Annotated in this window: 17 protein-coding genes; 7 read left to right on the top strand and 10 right to left on the bottom strand. The window is 71.5% G+C overall.

Annotated features, from left to right (window positions below; translation table 11 throughout):
• Positions 1-35 precede the first annotated feature (35 nt).
• Both QFZ67_RS32120 and QFZ67_RS32125 read left to right on the top strand, forming a co-directional pair.
• Positions 36-1,376 (top strand): transcriptional regulator, encoded by a 1,341-nt coding sequence (locus QFZ67_RS32120; protein ID WP_307664540.1) that lies wholly within the window; start codon positions 36-38, stop codon positions 1,374-1,376.
• Between the two features lie 51 nt (positions 1,377-1,427).
• Positions 1,428-1,958, top strand: coding sequence for an NUDIX hydrolase (locus tag QFZ67_RS32125; RefSeq protein ID WP_307664541.1), 531 nt, complete (start codon positions 1,428-1,430; stop codon positions 1,956-1,958).
• Between the two features lie 10 nt (positions 1,959-1,968).
• Here the strand turns inward: QFZ67_RS32125 and QFZ67_RS32130 are convergent, their stop codons facing one another.
• Positions 1,969-2,226 carry a hypothetical protein gene (locus tag QFZ67_RS32130; protein ID WP_307664542.1) on the bottom strand — a complete coding sequence of 86 codons (258 nt, stop codon included), beginning with the start codon at positions 2,224-2,226 and terminating at the stop codon, positions 1,969-1,971.
• A 185-nt stretch (positions 2,227-2,411) separates the two neighbouring features.
• A complete protein-coding gene (locus QFZ67_RS32135; protein WP_307664543.1) occupies positions 2,412-3,272 on the bottom strand; it encodes a 3-hydroxybutyryl-CoA dehydrogenase in 861 nt (286 codons plus the stop codon).
• A 171-nt stretch (positions 3,273-3,443) separates the two neighbouring features.
• Here QFZ67_RS32135 and QFZ67_RS32140 point away from each other — a divergent pair, with 171 nt between their 5' ends.
• The gene (locus QFZ67_RS32140; RefSeq protein ID WP_307664544.1) at positions 3,444-4,703 is read left to right on the top strand and encodes a glycoside hydrolase family 10 protein; all 1,260 of its coding nucleotides are present in this window, start codon (positions 3,444-3,446) and stop codon (positions 4,701-4,703) included.
• A 39-nt stretch (positions 4,704-4,742) separates the two neighbouring features.
• Here QFZ67_RS32140 and QFZ67_RS32145 read toward each other — a convergent pair whose 3' ends face one another.
• Complete coding sequence (locus tag QFZ67_RS32145; RefSeq protein ID WP_307664545.1) at positions 4,743-4,934, bottom strand: DUF1918 domain-containing protein; 192 nt, start codon at positions 4,932-4,934, stop codon at positions 4,743-4,745.
• Positions 4,935-5,002: 68 nt separating this feature from the next.
• A complete protein-coding gene (locus QFZ67_RS32150) occupies positions 5,003-5,899 on the bottom strand; it encodes a DMT family transporter (RefSeq protein WP_307664546.1) in 897 nt (298 codons plus the stop codon).
• Here QFZ67_RS32150 and QFZ67_RS32155 point away from each other — a divergent pair.
• Positions 5,898-7,337: a PLP-dependent aminotransferase family protein gene (locus QFZ67_RS32155; protein ID WP_307664547.1), complete on the top strand. Its 1,440-nt coding sequence runs from the start codon at positions 5,898-5,900 to the stop codon at positions 7,335-7,337. The two genes, QFZ67_RS32150 and QFZ67_RS32155, sit on opposite strands and share 2 nt — an antisense overlap.
• A gap of 120 nt (positions 7,338-7,457) precedes the next feature.
• On the top strand, positions 7,458-8,033 hold the full coding sequence (locus tag QFZ67_RS32160) for a histidine phosphatase family protein (protein ID WP_307666053.1): 576 nt from the start codon (positions 7,458-7,460) through the stop codon (positions 8,031-8,033).
• 78 nt (positions 8,034-8,111) lie between these two features.
• Here QFZ67_RS32160 and QFZ67_RS32165 read toward each other — a convergent pair whose 3' ends face one another.
• Positions 8,112-9,338 carry an RNA polymerase sigma factor gene (locus tag QFZ67_RS32165; RefSeq protein WP_307664548.1) on the bottom strand — a complete coding sequence of 409 codons (1,227 nt, stop codon included), beginning with the start codon at positions 9,336-9,338 and terminating at the stop codon, positions 8,112-8,114.
• Positions 9,339-9,346: 8 nt separating this feature from the next.
• Positions 9,347-9,700 (bottom strand): YciI family protein, encoded by a 354-nt coding sequence (locus QFZ67_RS32170; RefSeq protein ID WP_307664549.1) that lies wholly within the window; start codon positions 9,698-9,700, stop codon positions 9,347-9,349.
• Between the two features lie 319 nt (positions 9,701-10,019).
• Between QFZ67_RS32170 and QFZ67_RS32175 the strand changes: the two genes are divergently transcribed.
• Positions 10,020-11,399 carry an aromatic acid/H+ symport family MFS transporter gene (locus QFZ67_RS32175; protein WP_307664550.1) on the top strand — a complete coding sequence of 460 codons (1,380 nt, stop codon included), beginning with the start codon at positions 10,020-10,022 and terminating at the stop codon, positions 11,397-11,399.
• Between the two features lie 32 nt (positions 11,400-11,431).
• Here QFZ67_RS32175 and QFZ67_RS32180 read toward each other — a convergent pair whose 3' ends face one another.
• The 4 genes from QFZ67_RS32180 to QFZ67_RS32195 all read right to left on the bottom strand — a co-directional run bounded on the left by QFZ67_RS32180 (position 11,432) and on the right by QFZ67_RS32195 (position 15,332).
• Complete coding sequence (locus QFZ67_RS32180) at positions 11,432-12,616, bottom strand: 4-hydroxybenzoate 3-monooxygenase (protein WP_307664551.1); 1,185 nt, start codon at positions 12,614-12,616, stop codon at positions 11,432-11,434.
• A gap of 94 nt (positions 12,617-12,710) precedes the next feature.
• Positions 12,711-13,901: a thiolase family protein gene (locus QFZ67_RS32185; protein ID WP_307664552.1), complete on the bottom strand. Its 1,191-nt coding sequence runs from the start codon at positions 13,899-13,901 to the stop codon at positions 12,711-12,713.
• 1 nt (position 13,902) lies between these two features.
• Positions 13,903-14,550, bottom strand: coding sequence for a CoA transferase subunit B (locus tag QFZ67_RS32190; RefSeq protein WP_307664553.1), 648 nt, complete (start codon positions 14,548-14,550; stop codon positions 13,903-13,905).
• Positions 14,550-15,332, bottom strand: coding sequence for a CoA transferase subunit A (locus QFZ67_RS32195; protein WP_307664554.1), 783 nt, complete (start codon positions 15,330-15,332; stop codon positions 14,550-14,552). The genes QFZ67_RS32190 and QFZ67_RS32195 overlap by 1 nt, the downstream gene beginning before the upstream one ends.
• A gap of 163 nt (positions 15,333-15,495) precedes the next feature.
• Here QFZ67_RS32195 and QFZ67_RS32200 point away from each other — a divergent pair, with 163 nt between their 5' ends.
• The gene (locus tag QFZ67_RS32200; RefSeq protein WP_307666054.1) at positions 15,496-17,154 is read left to right on the top strand and encodes an IclR family transcriptional regulator C-terminal domain-containing protein; all 1,659 of its coding nucleotides are present in this window, start codon (positions 15,496-15,498) and stop codon (positions 17,152-17,154) included.
• Positions 17,155-17,220 lie beyond the last annotated feature (66 nt).

A 17,220-nucleotide genomic window follows, 5' to 3' on the forward strand; every position in this document is an offset into this window, starting at 1 on the left:
ACTACGCTGAGCGCACCGAGCCAACGGAGGGCCACATGCAGCCCAATACCCTGCTCGACGCCCTGCTCGACGAGGCAGGCATCTCCAACGCGGGCCTCGCCGCCCGCGTCAATCAGGCGGGCCGGGCCAGAGGCCTGTCACTGCGGTACGAACACACGGCCGTGGCACGGTGGTTGAAGGGCCAGCGCCCGCGCGGCCAGGTGCCCGACCTGATCTGCGAGGTGCTCGCGAGCCGACTGCACCGGGCCATAACGCTGAGCGACATCGGCCTGGGTATGCCCGGCGAGTCGGTCACGCCGCCCGGCTCGCCGCTCTCCGGTTTCGTGGAGCGCGCCACCGCGCTGTGGCGCTCCGACGAACAGCAACGACGGCACATAATCGAGGCGCCCGCGGTCACCGGCACGCCCGCGGTGATGCCCGTATGGGAGTGGGAGAACCCTCCGGAGGACTCCGACGTCTCCCGCTCGGGGCAGACGCGCGTCAGCATGGCCGACATCAAAATGCTGCGCGCCGCCCGGGCGCACTACGAGCTGATGTACCGCAAGGCGGGCGGCATCGCCACCCGGGCCCGGATAGTCGGCTTCCTCAACGCCGAGACCGCGCCTCTGCTGCGCGGCGCCTACAGCGACGCGCTGGGCCGCCAACTGCACCGTGCGACAGGCGGTCTGGTGGCGGTCGCCGGTATCTGCGCGTACGACTCCGATGCGCACGGCCTCGCCCAGCGCTACTTCCATCAGGCGCTGCGGCTCGCAAAGGCCAGTGGCGACCGGGGACTTGGCGCGTATGTCATCGCGCTGCTGGTCAACCAGTCGCTGTTCATGGCCGAGCACCGGCAGGCGGTGGCCTTCGCGGAGGCGGCGCTGCGGGCGGCCGGGCGGCAGCTCACCCCGGCGCTGGCCGCCGATCTGTATGCGATGCAGGCGAAGGCGTACGCACATCTCGGCGACGGCGGCAGCGCGCTGCGGTGCATCCGGCGCGCGGAGTCGGAGGCGGAGCGGATCCGTCCTGGGTCCGAGCCGGACGAGACCGGCTACGTCCAGCCGGGGCTGGTGAACGTCCAGGTCGCGGAGGCCCTGCTCAGCCTCGGTGATCTGCCCGGGGCACGCGAGCACGCCACGGCGGCCGTCGACACTCCGGCGCACGACCGTGGCCGGGTCCACCGGCTCGCCATGCTCAGCCAGATCGAGCTGCGCCAGGGCGAGGTGGACCGGGCGGCGCGGACGGCTGCGGAGATGGTGGAGCGGGCGAGGGGGATGGAGTCGCAGCGGCTCAGGGACCGGCTGCGCGCGGTGCGCGAGCATCTCGTGGCGAGCGGTTGCAGCAATGCCGACGAGGCGGCCGAACTCATCGACGGGGCACTCCGCGTTCCCCTCTGACCGAGCGCCTGCTGCGATATTGCCATCTACTTGTCGGAAGGTGGCAGAAAAGTGCAGTGGACGAACTTAAGCGAACAAACCGTGTATGAAAACCGCTGGTTCAGGGTCAACCTCGCGGACGTCGTGCTCCCCGACGGCCGGCACCTGGACCATTTCCTCATCCGGCTCCGCCCGGTCGCCGTAGCGACAGCGGTCAACAGGGCCAACGAGGTGCTGATGCTCTGGCGGCACCGCTTCATCACCAACAGCTGGGGCTGGGAGCTCGCGGCGGGAGTCGTCGAGGACGGCGAGGACATCGAGGCCGCCGCGGCCCGCGAGATGGAGGAGGAGACAGGCTGGCGCCCCGGCCCCCTCCAGCACCTCCTGACCGTCGAACCGTCCAACGGCCTGACCGATGCCCGGCACCACCTCTACTGGGCCGAGGACGCCACGTACATCGGGCACCCCGAGGACGACTTCGAGTCCTCGCGCCGCGAGTGGATACCGCTCAAGCTGGTGCCCGACATGATCGCCCGCGGTGAGGTCCCGGCCGCCAACATGGCGGCCGGGCTGCTGATGCTCCACCATCTGCGGCTGGGCTGACCCCCGGCGGCTAGCGGCCCAGGGCCTGCCACACGGTCACGGCCAGCGCTCCCAGCGCAGTGAGCGCGGCGACGGCGGGCAGCGGCCACCTGGCGTGCTCGAGTGCCCCGACGCGCGCGGCCAGATCGGTGAGATCCCGGTCGATCTGGTCGTTGCGCTGTGCGAGCAGTGCCAGATGCCCGTCGATCCGGGCAAGGCCGACGTCGAGGCTGCGGCGTAACTCAGCGAACTCTTCGACGACCACTAAATGATCAGGGTCGGTGGTCACGGATGGGCTCCTCTTCGACAAAGTTGTACTGCGGACCCTTGACTGAGCGGAACCGAGTCAACTCGCCCTGGTCGGAGGGCGGGAGCGTGTGCGCACGGCATATGCGGGCACGCCCCGCACACTCCGTGTGAATCAGGAGTACGGAACCGTCACGCGACCGTCCGGATCAGGAGTAAGCGTCCGGATCAGGAGTACGGGTAGAACCCGGAGCCCGTCTTGCGGCCGAGGCGGCCCGCGTCCACCATCCGCTGCAGCAGCGGGGGAGCGGCGTACAGCGGCTCCTTGAACTCCGCGTACATCGAGTCGGCGACCGAAGCGACGGTGTCGAGGCCGATCAGGTCGGAGAGCTTCAGCGGACCCATCGGGTGGGCGCAGCCCAGCTCCATGCCGTTGTCGATGTCCTCGCGGCTGGCGATGCCCGACTCGAACATCCGGATCGCGGAGAGGAGATACGGGATGAGCAGGGCGTTCACCACGAAGCCCGAGCGGTCCTGGGCGCGGATCGGGTGCTTGTCCAGCACGTTCTGGACCACGGCCTCGGAGCGCTTGATCGTCTCCTCGGAGGTGGTCAGCGCCGGGATCAGCTCGACGAGCTTCTGCACCGGGGCGGGGTTGAAGAAGTGGATGCCGATGACCTGGTCGGGCCGGGAGGTCGCGACGGCCAGCTTCACCAGCGGGATGGAGGAGGTGTTGGAGGCGAGGATCGCGTCCTGGCGGGTCACCACCTGGTCGAGCACCTGGAAGATCTCGGTCTTGACCTGCTCGTTCTCCACGACGGCCTCGATGACGAGATCGCGGTCGGCGAACTCCCCGAGGTCGGTGGTGAAGCTGAGCCGGTCCAGCGTCGCGTCGCGCTCCTCCTCGGTGATCTTGCCGCGCTCGGCGGCCTTCGAGAGGGAGTTGTAGAGCCGGGTGCGACCGATCTCCAGGGCCTCGCCCGTGGTCTCGGCGACCTTCACCTCGAGGCCACTGCGGGCGCACACCTCCGCGATGCCTGCGCCCATCTGGCCGCAGCCCACGACTCCGACGCGTGCAATGTCGGCCATTGAGTCCGTCACCTCGTGCCTTTCGCTGATCTCTGCGGCAGGCGCCCCCGTATGGTTCCGGTGCCCGCCTCGACCCCACGACGTTACTCCGGATGCATCTGTGCGCGGTGGCCAGGGGCGGGCATGCTGTGCGGATACGGTGACCGGCACCGGGCGCGAACGGGGCGACATATGGGGCGTATCGGGAGAAGAGGGTTCGTGCTGACGGCGGCCGGAGTGCTGGCCGCGCTGGCGACGGGCGGGGACGCCGCCGCCCGGCCCGTCGGCTCGTCGGCCGGCGCCGCGCGGCGCCGGCACAAGCCGCTCCCGGAGTTCCGCGGCATGTGGCTCGCGACCGTCGCCAATCGCGACTGGCCGTCCCTGCCCGGCCTCACCGCAGACGAGCAGCGCTGCGAACTCCTCGACCACCTCGACACCGCCGTCGCCCGCAAGCTGAACGCCGTGGTCCTCCAGGTCAGGCCCACCGCGGACGCCCTGTGGCCCTCGCCGCACGAGCCCTGGTCGCAGTACCTCACCGGCGTACAGGGGCAGCACCCCGGCTGGGACCCGCTGGGCACCGCCGTGCGCGAGGCCCATCTGCGCGATCTGGAGCTGCACGCCTGGTTCAACCCGTACCGCGTCGCGACCCACACCGACCCGTTCCGTCTGGTCGAGAACCACCCGGCCCGGGTGCACCCGGAGTGGGTACTGCCGTACGGCGGGAAGCTGTACTACAACCCCGGCATCCCGGAGGTCCGGGCCTTCGTCCAGGACGCGATGACGGACGCCGTCAGCCGCTACGACATCGACGCGGTCCACTTCGACGACTACTTCTATCCGTATCCGGTGGCCGGCCAGGTCTTCGACGACGACGAGACCTACGCCCGGTACGGCGCGGGCTTCCCGGACAAGGCCGCCTGGCGGCGGGACAACATCGACCGGCTGATCAGAGAGATGGCCGACCGGATCAAGAAGGCCAAGAAGAACGTCGCGTTCGGAATCAGCCCGTTCGGCGTGTGGCGCAATGTCGCCACCGATCCGCTCGGCTCGGACACCACGGCGGGCGTGCAGACCTACGACAATCTGCACGCCGACACCCGTAAGTGGATCAAGCAGGGCTGGATCGACTACGTCGTACCGCAGCTGTACTGGCACATCGGCTTCGGCCCGGCCGACTACGCCAAGCTGCTGCCCTGGTGGAGCGACGTCGTACGGGGCACGGGTGTCCGTCTCTACGCCGGTGAGGCCCTCTACAAGGCGGGCGACCCCGCCCAGCCCGCTCCCTGGCAGGACCCTGCCGAGCTCTCCCGGCATCTCACGCTGGCGCGCACGTACGCCGAAGTGAGCGGCCACTGCTTCTTCTCGGCCAAAGAGGTCATGGCGGACCCGGTCGGGGCGATGGCCAGGGTGGTGGCCGACCACTATCCGACCAGGGTGCTGCCGCCCGCCTGAGGGACGAGCCGGGTCAGGGGGCTGGTCGAGGGGTCCGGGTCAGGTCTGCTCGTGGTGGCGCACGACAGTGTCGGGGCCCGGAGACAGCAGCGCCTCATGCCCGTCGTCGAAGCGTACGCGGTACGGGGGGTTGCCCTTCTGCCCCAGTACCTCGACGACTTCGGCGGTCTTGTCGTGCTGTCCCACGGTCCTGCCGTGTACCAGCAGCGTGTCGCCCACGTTTGCTTGCATCGGGAGTGACCTCCTCGAAGGCGGTGGTCCGTGCTTCGAGTCTACGGCCGGGGCCGGGAGTTGCACCCTCAGCTTCGGGCCCGCTGCGTCACCGCGATGCACACCAGGACGGCCACGGCCGCAACCGGGGCGGCGGGGGAGAGCCGTTCGTCCAGCAGGGACACCGACCAGACGAGGGTGAGCAGCGGCTGAGCGAGCTGGAGCTGGCTGGCCTTGGCGATGCCGATGGAGGCCATGCCCCGGTACCAGACGTACAGACCGAAGAAGGTTGAACCGGCTGCGACCCAGAGCAGTCCGATCACGCCGTGCGCCGTCAGCCGGACCGGCTCGAAGGCCAGGGCGAGGGCCGATCCCGCCAGCGCGAGCGGCAGGCAGAGGATCAGTGCCCAGCCGATCACCTGCCAGCCCGGCATATGGCGCGCCAGCCTGCCGCCCTCGGTGTAACCAGCCGCGCAGACCAGCAGCGCGCCGAAGAGATACAGGTCACCGGTCTGGAGCGCGCCGCCGCTCTGCTGCACGGTGAAGGCGATCACCACGGCCGCGCCGGCGAGCGCGGCCAGCCAGAAGGTGCGCGAGGGGCGGCGGCCGGTGCGGACGGCCGCGAAAGCGGCGGTGGTCAGCGGCAGCAGCCCCACCACCACGGCGGCGTGCGAGGTGGTGGAGGTCCGCAGCGCGAGCGTCGTCAGCAGCGGAAAGCCCACCACCACACCGCCGGCCACCACGACGAGGCCCGCCCAGTGCCGGCGGTCGGGGAGCGGTATCCGCATCACCAGCAGAAAACCGCCGGCGATCAGGGCGGCGAGGGCGCTCCGTACGGCGACCAGGGACCAGGGGCCGAAGCTCTCCAGGCCCCAGACGGTGGACGGGAAGGTGAGCGAGAACGCGATGACGCCGAGTGCGGCGAGGAGGGTGCCGCTGCTGACCGCTATCGAGTTGGTGCGGGTAGCGCTATCCTGTGCTGTCATGCAAGAGCGTAGCAGTGTGGCGGAATTGGCGAATGCCCTGAAGCGAGAGCTGGACCGCTACTCACCTGGTGGGAAGCTGCCGTCGAGCCGGGTGCTGGTCGAGCGGTACCGGGTCTCGCCGGTGACCGTCTCCCGCGCGCTCGCCCAGCTCGCCGCCGAGGGCCTGGTCGTCACCCGCCCCGGCGCAGGTGCGTACCGGGCGCAGCCGCGTACCGACACCGCCCCTGCGCCGGGGGACACCTCCTGGCAGGAGGTCACCCTCAGCGCGGACGCGGCCACCGAGCTGGTGCCGCGCGCCGTGGATGCCTCCGGGGTGCTGGCCACGCTGGCCGCGCCGCCGCCGGGCGTCGTGGAGTTCAACGGCGGCTATCTGCACGCCTCGCTCCAGCCGGAGCGGGCGATGGCCGCCGCGCTGGCCCGGGCGGGACGGCGGCCCGGGGCCTGGGGGCGGCCGCCCACCGACGGGCTGCCCGAACTGCGCGAGTGGTTCGCCCGCGGCCTCGGCGACAGCATCGGCGCGGCCGACGTACTGATCACGGCGGGCGGCCAGTCCGCGCTGACCACCGCCCTGCGCGCACTCGCACCGCCCGGCGCCCCCGTCCTCGTCGAGTCCCCCACCTACCCGGGCATGCTGGCCATCGCCCGCGCCGCCGGGCTGCGTCCTGTGCCGGTCCCGGTGGACTCCCAGGGAGTCCGTACGGAACTGCTCGCCGCCGCCTTCAAGGCCACCGGCGCCCGGGTCTTCGTCTGCCAGCCGCTCTTCCAGAACCCCACCGGCGCGGTGCTCTCGCCAGAACGCCGCTCCGACGTGCTGCGCATCGCGCGCGAGGCCGGAGCCTTCGTCGTCGAGGACGACTTCGCCCGTCGCATGGTCCACGAGGACGCGGGGCCCCTGCCGCGCCCGCTCGCCGCGGACGACCACGACGGCGTCGTCGTGCACGTCAGCTCGCTCACCAAAGCGACCTCGCCCAGCCTGCGGGTGGGCATGCTGGCGGCTCGCGGCCCGGTGCTTGAACGGTTGCGCGCCATCCATGTCGTCGACACCTTCTTCGTCCCCCGTCCCCTCCAGGAAGCGGCCCTGGAGCTGGTCGGCTCACCGGCCTGGAACCGCCATCTGCGTGCAGTGGCGGCCGAGTTGAAGGCCCGTCGCGACACCATGACCGCGGCGCTGCGCCTGGGACTGCCCGAGCTGTCCCTCCCGTACATCCCCTCCGGCGGCTACCACCTCTGGCTGCGCCTCCCTGACGGCGCGGACGAGGCCACCCTGCTCGCCGCGGCTCTGCGCGCGGGCGTGGCACTGGCACCCGGCCGTCCCTATTTCTGCGCCGAGCCTCCGGCCGGACATGTCCGGCTGAGCTTCGCGGGAGTGGCGGGCCCCGCAGAGATCGCCGAGGGTGTACGACGGCTGCGGAAGGCATGCGACGAGGTGCTGGGCTGAGCGCCGTCAGCCGTCCGGGACCGGGTGATCATGAGCAACTCCGCCACCATCCCCAGCATCCAGGCCACGATGGACAAATCCCCCCTTGACCTGCGGGGCTTTCGGATCCACGATCTCGCCATGAGTGTCCGGATCACGCTGGTCGCCGCCGCGCGCAGTTCCTCCCTGCTCACCGAGCGGTTCGATGACGACCGGCCGCTCGACCAGGCCGGCTGGCACGAGGTGCAGCTCAACGCGTACCGGCTGGTGCCGCTCAGCGCCGCCGAGTTGCGCTACTGCTCGCCGACCGCCCGCAGCCGGGCGACCGGCGACGCACTCGGCTTCGCTCCGCTCGCCCAGCCCGCGCTGCGCGACTGCGACATGGGCCGCTGGCGCGGCCTCACGCTCGCGGAGGTCACGGCCCGTGAACCGGCGGCCGTCGACGCCTGGCTCGCCGACCCGCGCTCCGCGCCGCACGGCGGCGAGCCGCTGCTGGCGTTCATCTCGCGCATAGGGGGCTGGCTGGACACGAGGCCGGCCGACGACGGTGCTTCCCTCGTCGCGGTCGCCGAGCCCGCCGTCGTACGAGCGGCACTGGTATATGCCCTCAAAGCGCCGCCCTCGTCGTACTGGAACGTGGACGTCCGCCCGCTGTCGACCGTCGCCCTCACCGGTCAGGCGGGCTGCTGGAGCCTGCGCCTGGAGACGGCCGCCTGATCTTGCGCGTGCGGGCCGACTGGCCGACGGCCGGAGCCGCTCGCCGGGGACGGCCGGCAGGGGGTCTACGGCGCGCAGTCAACCTCCGCCGAGCGCCTCGATTTTGCGTCGCAGAAATGCGCGCTCGGCCTCGTTCGCGGTGCGGGCGAGCGCCGCCGCGTACGCCCGGGCCGCCTCCTCGTCGCGGCCCAGCCGACGGAGCAGATCGGCGCGGATGGCGTGGAACAGGTGGTGCCCGTCGAGGTCCATGTCGTCGACCAGGGCCAGTGCCGCGGCCGGGCCGTCGAGCTCGGCCACCGCGACCGCTCGGTTGAGGGCGACGACCGGGTTCGGGGCGAGGGCGAGCAGCTGGTCGTACAACTGGAGGATCTGGCCCCAGTCGGTGGCCGCCGCGATCGGCGCGTCGCTGTGGACCGCGTTGATCGCCGCCTGGATCTGGTACGGGCCGGGCTGATCGCGCCTCAGACACTGGCGGACCAGCGCCTGGCCCTCGGCGATGAGCGCGCGGTCCCACCGGGCGCGGTCCTGGTCGGCCAGCAGGACGAGGTCGCCGTCGGGCGTGGTGCGGGCGGCCCGGCGCGACTCGGTGAGCAGCATCAGCGCGAGCAGGCCCTTGACCTCCGGTTCGTCGGGCATCAGCTCGGCCAGCAGCCGGCCGAGGCGAATGGCCTCCGCGCACAGGTCCTCGCGGACGAGGCGCTCGCCCGAACTGGCCTTGTAGCCCTCGTTGAAGATGAGGTAGACGACGGTGAGCACGGCCCGCAGGCGGTCCGGGAGGTCGGCCTCGCGCGGGACCCGGTAGGGGATGCGCGCATCGCGGATCTTGCCCTTGGCGCGGACCAGCCGCTGGGCCATGGCGGGCTCGGCGACCAGAAATGCGGAGGCGATCTCCGTGGTGGTGAGCCCGCCAAGGAGGCGCAGGGTCAGGGCGACCCGGGACGCGGGGGCGAGCGCGGGGTGGCAGCAGGTGAAGATCAGGCGCAGTCGGTCGTCGTGCACGGGATCCTCCTCCTGGGCCGGCGCCTCGGGGGAGTGCAGCAGCGCGGCCTGGGCATGCCGGTCCTGACGGGATGCCTCCCGACGAAGGCGGTCGATCGCCCGGTTGCGCGCAGTGGTGATGATCCACCCGGCCGGGCGCGGCGGCACCCCCGCCGACGGCCACCGTTGCAGCGCCGTGGTGAACGCGTCCTGGACCGCCTCTTCGGCGATGTCGATGTCACCGAAGACGCGGACCAGGACGGCGACCGCGCGACCGTACTCCTCGCGGAACACGCGCTCCGTCACCGACGCGGGCACGTCCGGCATGCCGGATGTCACCCACAGGTTCCGTACTGCAGCGGCCTGACCTCGATCGGGAGTGTGATCGCCCGGGCGAGCTTGCCGCCCCACTCGAGCGCGGCGTCGAGATCGGGCGCCTGGATGACGGTGAACCCGCCGATGTGCTCCTTGCCCTCGATGTACGGGCCGTCGGTGGTGAGCAGCTCACTGTCCTTCAGCCGCACCACGGTGGCCGTGCTCGGCGGGTACAGGCCGCCGGAGAACACCCAGGCGCCGGCCGCCCTGATCTCGGCATTCACCACCTCCAGGTCCCGCATGATCGGTTCCAGAACCTCGGGCGGCGGCGCGTCTCCGTCGGGCTGGTAGATGCTGAGCAGGTACTGCTGCATGGCATCTCTCCTCGGTGTGGTGGCCGGCATCGTGCCCGCCTCTCACCCTCTATACGAACGGCTTCCGGCCGGATCGACACCGGACGCGGCCGGGCCGGAAGATTTTTTCGCGCGGCGGGGGGCGGGGCCGGCCGCGCCGAAACCGCCTTGCGGACCGCCCGGGCGCGTCGATCACCGCGCCCGGCCAGGCGGCCGGCTCCGACGAAAAACTCCGCGCGCAGGCTCATTGACACCCCGCCCACCCCGCCGGACACTCATGCGACCTCGATAGTGAATTGAAGTTCACCAGGCGAACGATCGCTCGTATCCAGGGACTGATATGACTTCCACCGGCGCGGCGGGGGCACCATCCCCGCTCTCCCACCCCTCTCCGCACACCTTCCGCTCAGTGCTTCCCGTCCTCGCCCTGTGCTGGCTGGCCGTCTTCTTCGACGGCATGGACGTCAACATCTACGGCGCCGTCATGCCGCACATGCTTGACGACCCAGGACTCGGCCTGACGCCGTCGAGCGCGGGCACCATCGGCAGTTGGACCACCTTCGGCATGCTCATCGGCGCACTCACCGCCGGGAACATCACCGACTGGCTCGGCCGCCGCCCCATGCTGGTCGGCAGCGTGACCGTGTTCTCCCTCGGGTCCGCGCTCTGTGCGACGGCCGGCTCTCCGGCGCTGTTCGGGGCCGGCCGGTTCGTCGCCGGGCTCGGGCTCGGCGGGCTCATGCCGCTGTGCCTGGCCATGGTGATGGAGTTCGCGCCCCCGCGCCGCGCCGCGCTGACCACCGGCCTGCTGATGACCTCGTACCACGCGGGCGGCATGGTGGCCACAGCCCTCGGCCTGACGCTGGCGCCGTCCGCCGGCTGGCGCTGGGTGTTCTGGGCAGGTGTGCTTCCCGCGGTGATCGCCGTGCCGCTCCTGCTGAGGCTGCTTCCCGAATCGCCGGGCGTACTGCTCGCGCGCGGCGACCAGGCGAAGGCGGACGCCGTCGCCGACCGCTACGGGCTGCCGCGGCCCACCCTGGTCGAGGCCCCGGCCGCCGGGGCCAAGGGGCGGTTCGACGCGGTGCTCGCCCTCTTCAGGCCCGAGGCGCGCTGGGCGACCCCGCTGCTGTGGCTCGCGTCCTTCTGCGGTCTGCTCCTCGTCTACGGCGTGAGCACCTGGCTGCCGCAGATGATGCGCGCCTCCGGCTACGGCTTGTCCTCCTCCGTCAGCTTCCTGCTGGTCATCAACGCGGGTGGCATCGTCGGCATGCTCATCGCGGGCCGCACCGCCGACCGCTTCGGCGCGGTCAGGGTCTCGGCCATCTGGTTCGTCCTCACCGCGGTCGGCGCATTGTTGCTGAAGGGGCACCTGCCGCTGGCGGCGACGTACGTCGTGGTCGCCGTCACCGGCATCTGGCTGTTCAGTGCCCAGGTGATGGTCTACGCGGCCACCAACACCGTCTACCGGGGCAGCGAACGCGCCGCCGGGCTCGGCTGGGTGACCGGCGTCGGCCGGACCGGCGCGGTCGTCGGCCCCTGGCTGGGGGGCGTCTTCGCGGCGGGCGGCAACGAGAGCTGGGGGTTCACGACGTTCGCCCTGACCGGACTGCTCGGCGCCACCGCCATCGCCTTCGTCCCACTCGCGGCCCGGCTCGGCGGCCGCCGAAGCACCGCCGCCGGGGCCTCGACGGTGAGCACGTCGCCTGCCACCGGCCGGTGAGGTTCACGGGGGTGAGCCTCACCGGGTGAGGCTCACCCCGGGAGCGGCAACCCCGTGTAGTTCTCCGCCAGTTCGGCCGCGGCGTGCGGCGAGGTCGCCACGCGGTCGAGCTGGGAGAGCTGCAGACGGGTCTCGAACGCGGACTGGGCCGGATCGGTGTGCAGCATCGTGGTCATGAAGTACGAGAAGTGCTCGGCCCGCCAGACGCGGCGCAGGCACGTGTCGGAGTAGGCGTCGAGCAGTTCGGTCGAGCCGGTGTCCCGCTCATGGATCAGCGCCCGGGCGAGGACGATCACATCGGCGGCGGCCAGGTTGAGACCCTTGGCGCCGGTCGGCGGGACGATGTGCGCCGCGTCGCCCGCCAGGAACACCCTCCCGTACCGCATCGGCTCGGTCACATGGCTGCGCATCGGCAGGACCGCCTTGCCGGTGACCGGGCCGCGGTGCAGCTTCCAGCCGGGATCGGCGTCGGTGGCGAAGCGGGCGTCCAGCTCGTCCCAGATCCGCTCGTCGGGCCAGTCGGCCGGGTCGGTGCCGCCCGGGACCTGCAGGTAGAGCCGGCTGACGGACGGGGAGCGCATGCTCGCCAGCGCGAAGCCGCGCCCGGAATGCGCGTAGATCAACTCGTCGTACACGGGCGGGGCTTCGGCGAGGATGCCCAGCCACGAGTACGGATAGACCCGCTCGTACGTCGTCCGTACGGACTCGGGGACGGCGCTTTTGGCCACCCCGTGGAAGCCGTCGCACCCGATGACGTAGTCACAGGTCAGCGTCTGCTCGCGGCCTTCGTGTACGTACCGGACGGAGGGCCTGTCGGTGTCGGCGCCGTCCACGCCCCGCACTTCGGCGTCGAACAGCAGCGGGCCGCCGTCGGCGAGCTGGAGCGCTATGAGGTCCTGGACCACCTCGGTCTGCGCGTACACCATCACGTTCCGGCCGCCGGTGAGGGCGGGGAAGTCGATGCGGTGGGAACGGCGGTCGAAGCGCAGTTCGATGCCGTCATGGGGCATGCCCTCGCGGTCCATGCGCTCCCCGGCGCCCGCGGCGCGCAGCGCGTCGATGGTGGCCTGTTCCAGGATGCCGGCCCGCTGCCGCCGCCCGACGTAGCCGCGGTCGCGGCGCTCCAGGACCACGCTGTCGATACCGGCGTTGTGCAGCAGCCGGGCCAGCAGCAGGCCCGCGGGGCCGCCGCCGATGATGCCGACGGTGGCGTGCATCAGTGTTCCTCCAGGTGCGTCGGCAGGGTGGTGGTTCGGCCGCGGTGCCCGCCCGGACCGGTGCGAACGGACCGGCGTTGTCCGGGTCTTGGCATTACCTCTCCAGTACGAGAGCCAGGCCCTGCCCGACGCCGATGCACAGCGCCGCGAGGCCTGTCCCGGAGCCCGCTGCGGCGAGCCGGTGGGCGACGGCTCCGGTGATCCGGGCGCCCGACGCGCCAAGCGGATGTCCGATGGCGATGGCGCCGCCGCGCGGGTTGACGATCTCCGGGTCCAGTCCCGGCCACTGGCTCAGACAGGCGAGCGCCTGGGCGGCGAAGGCCTCGTTGAGTTCGACGGTGTGCAGCCTGCCGAGGCCGCGCCCGGCCTTCTTGAGCGCGCGCTGTACGGCTTCCACCGGCCCCGCGCCGAAGTACCGGGGTTCGATGCCGGTGACGGCCGAGGCGCCGATCCGCGCGAGCGGCTCGCGGCCGGTGGCGCGCAGCCCGTCCTCGTCCACGAGCAGGAGGGCTGCGGCGCCGTCGTTGAGCGGGGACGAGTTGCCCGCCGTGACCGTGCCGTCCGCCCGGAACACCGGCTTCAGCTTGGCCAGCGCCTCTGGCGATGTGGCGTCTCTGATGCACTCGTCGCGGGCCAGTTCCACGCCGTCGACGGGGACGACCTCGCCGTCGTACAGCCCTTCCTGCCAGGCGCGTGCCGCCTTGTGGTGGCTGGCCAGCGCGAAGGCGTCCTGCGCCGCGCGGTCGATTCCGTATCGCTCCGCGACCAGTTCGGCGCCCTCGCCGAGGGGGACTATCCACTCCTCGGGCATGCGCGGGTTGACCATCCGCCAGCCGAGGGTGGTGGAGTGCATCTGCTGATGCCCGGCGGGGAAGCCGCGTTCGGGCTTCTGTATCACCCAGGGGGAGCGGCTCATCGACTCGACACCGCCCGCGACGGCGATGGACGCGTCGCCGACCGCGATGGCACGGGCCGCCTGGATCACGGCCTCCATGCCGGAGCCGCAGAGCCGGTTGACGGTGCTGCCCGGCACGGTGACGGGCAGTCCGGCGAGCAGCACGGCCATGCGGGCGACATCGCGGTTGTCCTCGCCCGCGCCGTTGGCGTTGCCGAAGAAGACGTCGTCGATCCGGGCCGGGTCGAGGCCGGGCGTACGGGAGACGAGGGCCCCCAGCACACCGGCGGCGAGGTCGTCGGGGCGCACACCGGACAGGGCTCCGCCGTACTTGCCGATCGGCGTACGGACGGCGTCGACGACATAGACGTCACGCAGGCGGCCGGTCATGTCAGCTCCTTGCACGGGTGGTGTCGGTCAGGGGGGCGGCGGTCTTTTGCCGTACGTCGTCCGGGGTGACTCCGGGAGCCGTCTCGACGAGTACCAGTCCCTCGTCGGTGATGTCGAGGACGCCGAGGTCGGTGATGACGCGGTGCACGCACGCGGTGCCGGTCAGCGGGAGGCTGCACTCCTGGACGATCTTCGGGGAGCCGTCCTTGGCCACATGGTCGGTGAGGACGATCACCCGGCGAGCGCCGTGGACCAGATCCATCGCCCCTCCCATGCCCTTGATCATCTTTCCGGGGACGGACCAGTTGGCGAGATCGCCGGTGGCGGACACCTGCATCGCGCCCAGGATCGCGGCATCGATATGGCCGCCGCGGATCATGCCGAAGGAGAGCGCGGAGTCGAAGTACGCGGAGCCGGGCCGGACGGTGACGGTCTCCTTGCCCGCGTTGATCAGGTCCGGGTCGACCTCGTCCTCGTAGGGGTACGGGCCGACACCGAGGATGCCGTTCTCCGAGTGGAGCACCACGTCCACGCCGGGCGGCAGGAAGCCCGGTACCCGGGTGGGCAGCCCGATCCCGAGGTTGACGTAGGAGCCGTCGGTCAGTTCGGCGGCCGCGCGGGCGGCCATCTGGTCGCGCGTCCAGGCCATCAGGCTCGCACCGTCTTCTTCTCGATGTCCTTGGCGGAGGCCTGTTGGGGGGTGAGCGCCACCACGTGCTGGATGAAGACGCCGGGCAGGTGGACCGTGTCCGGGTCCAGCCCGCCGGGCTCGACCAGCTCCTCGACCTCGGCGATCGTGATCCGCCCGGCCATCGCGGCGAGCGGGTTGAAGTTGCGGGCGGCCTTGTTGAAGACGAGGTTGCCGTGCCGGTCGCCCCTGGCCGCCCGTACGAGCGCGAAGTCGGTGGTGATGCCGTACTCCAGGACATGCTCGCGCCCGCCGAAGACACGGATCTCCTTGGCCGGGGATGACAGGGCCACGGTGGCTGCCCCGGCCTCGGGCCGGGAGGAGCCGCCGGGGGTGTAGCGCCAGGGCAGTCCGCCGTCGGCGACCTGGGTGCCGACACCGGCCGGGGTGTAGAAGGCGGGTATGCCGCAGCCTCCGGCGCGCAGCCGTTCGGCGAGCGTGCCCTGGGGCACCAGCTCGACCTCCAGCTCGCCACCGAGGTACTGGCGGGCGAACTCCTTGTTCTCGCCGATGTACGAACAGGTGACGCGGGCGATCCGGCCCTCGGCGAGCAGAACGCCGAGCCCTGCGCCGTCCACGCCGCAGTTGTTGGAGACCACGCTCAGCGAGCCGACGCCGCGCGCATGTACCGCCTCGATCAGTGTGTCCGGTACTCCGCTGAGGCCGAAGCCGCCGACGGCGAGCGACGCATGGTCCGCGATGTCGCCGACTGCATCGGCCGCGCTCTGTTTGACTTTGTCCATGGAGGGATTCCTTGTCGCACACCGGCGGGTGGTACGGAGTGATTCCGCTTGTTCGCCAAATGAACTAGAGTTCATTATCTGCTCGCCCTGAGTGTGCGTTCACCTGCCACGTGTGTCAACGCCCATGCTGTGCGAGTACCGCGAGATCCGTACCGGAGAGCCGATGACAGCGATGACGTTGACCGATGCCCCGACGCCGGCCGAGGCCGTCGGCCCGCTGATGCGCGGGATCGCCGTACTGCGTGAAATCAGCGACGCGGGCGGCCGGACGAGCCTCAGCGACCTCGTCCGCACGACCGGCCTCGCCCGCTCCACGGTGGACCGGATCGCCGCCACCTTCGCGCGCATGGGGTACCTCCGGCTGGACAGCCACTCCGCCGCCCTCACCCCACGCCTGATGGAACTGGGCAACGCCTATCTGGCGGGCCTCCAGCTGCCCCGGCTGCTCGGCCCGCTCACCGAACAGCTCGCAGAGGAACTCGACGAGTCGGTGTCGCTGGCCGTGCCCGACGGCGACGGCGTCCGCTTCGTGCACCAGACCACCCGCCGCCGTGCGATGTCGCTCACCTTCCGCATCGGCGACCTGCTGCCCGCCGAACGCACCGCGCCAGGGCCGCTGTTCGCGGCCGGCTGGAGTGAGCAGGAGTGGGTACGGTGGCGCGAGCGCCGCGCGGCCGACCCCGAGGACCGCGGCTTTCCCGCCGTACCGCCGCGGACCGCAACCGACGGCGGGCCCGGCCTTGAAGAGCGTGTGGCCCGGGCGGGCAAGCAGGGCTGGGCCCTGGACGACCAGTTGATCGAGCCCGGCCTGATCGCGCTCGCCGTGCCCGTGCACAGCCCCGACGGCCAGGTCGTATGCGCCGTGAGCGCGGTCAGCCACACCAGCCGGCACAGCGTCGGCTCGCTGCGGCAGTCACTGCTGCCCCGGGTGCGCAAGGCCGTGGCCGCCATGGAACGGGAGCTGCGGCAGGCCCGCCCCGCGCCGTCGGCGCCCCCGGCGGGACTCGCAGCCTGGACCACCGCCTCCAAGCAGGAGCTCGGCGCGGAGTTCGTGGAGTCCCTGGCCCGTGGCCTGACCGTACTGACCGCTTTCGGCGAAGGCCGGCCGGAACTGTCGCTCACCGCCGTCGCCGAGGCCACCGGACTCGCCAGAGCCACCGCCCGGCGCGCCCTCATCACCCTCGAGCACCTCGGCTACGTCGCCTCGCGGGACCGGACCTTCCGTCTCACTCCACAGGTACTGGCGCTCGGCTGTGCGCCGCTGTCCCGTACGACACTCCCCGACATCGCCACACCGCATCTGGCCGCACTGGTCCAGACAGTGCATGATTCCGCGTCCCTGGCGGTGCTCACCGGCGACGACATCCAGTACACGGCGCGCGTCGCCACAGGCCGCATCATGAGCGTCAACATCACCATCGGCACCCGCTTCCCCGCCTACGCGGCCTCGATGGGCCGGGTGCTGCTGGCGGACCTGCCGCCCAAGGACCGAGCCGCCTGGCTGGCCAGTACCGAACTGCGGGCCCTGACCCCGCACACGGTCACCGCCCCGGCGGAGCTTGCCACGCTCCTGGACCGCGCGGGGCAGGAGGGACACGCCCTGGTCGACGAGGAACTGGAGGAGGGCCTGCGCTCCATCGCCGTACCGGTGCGCGACCGTGCGGGGCGGGCGGTGGCCGCCGTGAACGTCGCCATGCACAGCAGCCGGCGCACCGCCGCGCAGTGTCTGACCGAGGTGCTCCCGGAGCTGCGGGCCACGGCCGCGAGGATCGAGGCCGACCTCCATGTCGCCGGTCGCTTCACGCATATCCCGTCGGCCTGAAGTCCGGGAACCGGACGTCCGGGAACGAACCTGATGTCCGGGAACGAAGACGGGACCGCCCCGGCC

Origin of the sequence: Streptomyces sp. V1I1, assembly GCF_030817355.1 — a bacterium.
In the GTDB taxonomy this organism is placed as follows: domain Bacteria; phylum Actinomycetota; class Actinomycetes; order Streptomycetales; family Streptomycetaceae; genus Streptomyces.